Raw genomic sequence first — 3,088 nt, forward strand, 5'->3', positions numbered from 1 at the left:
GAACATTGGGCGAAGAGTTCTATCTCGACCCGGATGTCAAAGTAGACATTATGCAGCGCGAAGGCGACAAAGTGTTTATCCGCTACCAGGATCTGCACGGCCAAACGCAGGAAATGATGGTGGATTACGTGCTGGCCGCCACCGGCCGCCGGCCAAACGTCGACAAGCTGGGGTTGGAAAATACCACCCTGCTGCTGGATGCCAAAGGCGTGCCACAGGCCGATCGCTTAACCATGCAAACCAGCGTGCCGCATATTTTCATCGCCGGGGATGCCAGCAACCAATTGCCACTGCTGCACGAAGCCAGCGATCAGGCACGTATTGCCGGGCACAACGCGGGCAGCTTCCCTGAAGTCACGCCAGGCCTACGCCGCAGTGCGATTTCCGTAGTGTTCTCAGACCCGCAAATCGCCATGGTCGGCTCAACCTTCCGTGAACTGAACCAGAAATTCAGTGCCTGTGGCTGCTTTGAAGTAGGTGCCGTGTCGTTCGAAAACCAGGGCCGTTCCCGGGTGATGCTACGCAATAAAGGCATCTTGCACGTTTATGGTGAGCAGGGAACCGGTCGCTTCCTGGGTGCTGAGATGATGGGGCCGGACGTGGAGCATATCGCCCATCTGCTGGCCTGGGCACATCAGCAGCAGATGACCATCGACCAAATGCTGGATATGCCGTTCTACCACCCGGTGATCGAAGAAGGGCTGCGTACCGCGCTACGCGATCTGCAAGCCAAGCTGAAGCTGGGTGAGTCTGAGGCGGAACGCTGCCAACGTTGCCCTGGCGAATAAGCCTTTCGCTATCCCGTTAGTCAGCACAACCGGGCCTCCGCGCCCGGTTTTTTGCGTATGGCATTCCAGCCTTGAATCCCCCTGCTTGCGGAGTGTTGGTTTTAGCGTCATTTTTATGCTCCTTCATCTTGAAATGATACTAATATTGATACTAATATAGGGGCAGATAAATGAAAGGACTCAGAGAAACCATTGACGATCTGCAACAGCGGCAAGCCAATATCAAATTCAACGCATTGGTTAAGACCTGCACCTACTGGTTTGGCCCACCTCGCTTGAACGGTGGCAGCCACAAGGTTTACAAAATGCCCTGGCCGGGGGATCCACGCGTGAATATCCAACGTGCAGATAGCGGCATGGCAAAGGTATATCAGGTTAAGCAGGTGATCTGTGCGCTGAGCAAACTGGAGGAAGAACATGGAAAAACATGAGCATTACACTTACCGCATCACCTGGTCGGCGGAAGACGGTGAATATGTCGGCCTCTGTACGGAGTTTCCCTCTCTGTCTTGGCTGGCACCTACCCGCACGGCAGCGCTGGACGGTATTGAAAAGCTGGTCTGCGATGTGATCGCCGATATGCTTACCCAAGGCGAAACGCCGCCAGAAGCACTGGCAGAGAAAAACTTCAGTGGGAAATTGGTGCTGCGGATGACCCCGGAACAGCATCGCCGTCTGGCGATTAATGCTATGGATGAAGGCGTTAGCCTGAACCGTTATTTGTGCGCTCGGCTGGCAGGGTAAGCGGGCGTTGCATGCAGCACCCTTACAAATTCAGCAAGCTAGCCAATCTGAGGGCAGCATTGCGCTGCCCTCAGGCGTAGCTTAGAACAGGCGTTTTTTCGCCTCGGCGATCGCATAGGCAACCTGCTGAGGAGAAACGCCGCCCTTGGCCGCGCGCTTATCCAGGCAAGATTGCAGCGACAGGATCGGATAAACGTCATCGCCAATCACGCTGTTGAATTTCTGCAAATCGCTCAACGGTAGGTCTTCCAACGGCTTGCCCTGGCGGATCGCTTCCACGACCGCTTCACCCACAATGTGGTGCGCTTCGCGGAACGGCACGCCTTTGGCAACCAGATAGTCGGCCAGTTCGGTGGCGTTGGCATAGCCTTGCTGTGCCGCTTCCTGGCAGCGCGGCCGCTTCACCTGAATGCCATCCAGCACCAATGCCGCCATCTGCAGGCAGTCCATCCAGGTGTCGAGCGCGTCGAACAGCCCTTCCTTGTCTTCCTGCATGTCTTTGTTGTAGGCCAACGGCAAGCCTTTCAACGTCATCATCATGCCGGTCAAAGCCCCTTGCACGCGGCCAGACTTGCCACGGATCAGCTCTAAGGCGTCCGGGTTTTTCTTCTGCGGCATCAGGGATGAGCCTGAGGTCACGCGATCCGAAAGTTCGACAAACGCCGCTTCGCCGCTATTGAAGAAGATCAGGTCTTCGGCAAAGCGCGACAGGTGCACCATGCTGATGGCAGCATTGGAAAGCAGCTCCAGCACGTGATCGCGATCGGAGACGCTGTCCAGGCTGTTGCGCGTGGCAGAAGCAAAGCCCAGCCAGCCAGCCAGTTGTTCACGGTCGATCGGATAAGCGGTTCCGGCCAAGGCGCCGCTACCCAGCGGGCTGACATCCAGACGTTTCAACGTATCCTGCAGGCGGCTTTCATCACGCGCCAGCATCTCAACGTAAGCGAGGCACCAGTGGGCAAAAGTTACCGGCTGGGCGCGCTGCAAGTGGGTGTAACCCGGCATCACCGCATCCTGATTGGCTTCGGCGGTTTCTACCAGAGCCTGTTGCAGCTGTACCAATGCCTGATGCAGTTCGCTGACTTGATGTTTGCACCACAGTTTCAGATCGGTGGCCACCTGATCGTTACGGCTGCGGCCGGTATGCAGCTTTTTGCCCAGATCGCCGACTTTATCAATCAGCTTCTGCTCAACCCAGCTGTGAATATCTTCTGCGTCGCTGTTAACGATCGCCAGAGGATCGGCCTGCACTTCTTCCAGCAGCACGTTCAGTGCGTGCTCCAACTGCTGTTGCTCTGCTGACGTCAGTACGTTGACGGTCACCAGCGCTTTTGACCAGGCGACGGAGCCCACAATATCCTGTTCCGCCAGGCGATAGTCGAAGCGCAGGGAATCATTTAACTGTTTGAACCGCTGATCCGCTGCCTGACTAAACCGTCCGCCCCAAAGTGCCATAATCTTGCTCCTGAATAAGTATGCGAAAGGGCGCAGCATGCTGCGCCCCTCAAATTGACGCTAAACCAACGACGTTACTTTTTCTTCTCGTTCAACGCGCG

The 3,088-nt window shown here is 56.1% G+C and carries 4 protein-coding genes; 3 read left to right on the forward strand and 1 reads right to left on the reverse strand.

Annotation, left to right across the window (positions count from 1 at the left end):
- The 3 genes from ACLQ7H_RS05010 to ACLQ7H_RS05020 form a co-directional block, all read left to right on the forward strand.
- A partial coding sequence (locus tag ACLQ7H_RS05010) for an FAD-dependent oxidoreductase (RefSeq protein ID WP_411751721.1) occupies positions 1–788 on the forward strand: 788 nt, incomplete at its 5' end.
- A gap of 170 nt (positions 789–958) precedes the next feature.
- A complete protein-coding gene (locus tag ACLQ7H_RS05015; RefSeq protein WP_411751722.1) occupies positions 959–1,219 on the forward strand; it encodes a toxin HicA in 261 nt (86 codons plus the stop codon).
- Positions 1,206–1,532 carry a type II toxin-antitoxin system HicB family antitoxin gene (locus ACLQ7H_RS05020; protein WP_411751723.1) on the forward strand — a complete coding sequence of 109 codons (327 nt, stop codon included), beginning with the start codon at positions 1,206–1,208 and terminating at the stop codon, positions 1,530–1,532. Before ACLQ7H_RS05015 ends, ACLQ7H_RS05020 begins: the two co-directional genes overlap by 14 nt.
- A gap of 81 nt (positions 1,533–1,613) precedes the next feature.
- Here ACLQ7H_RS05020 and argH read toward each other — a convergent pair whose 3' ends face one another.
- Entirely contained in the window at positions 1,614–2,987 is a 1,374-nt protein-coding gene (gene argH, locus ACLQ7H_RS05025) for an argininosuccinate lyase (protein ID WP_411751724.1), read from the reverse strand.
- Positions 2,988–3,088: the final 101 nt, after the last annotated feature.

The organism is Serratia sp. (in: enterobacteria) (assembly GCF_046715635.1).
Taxonomy (GTDB): domain Bacteria; phylum Pseudomonadota; class Gammaproteobacteria; order Enterobacterales; family Enterobacteriaceae; genus Chania.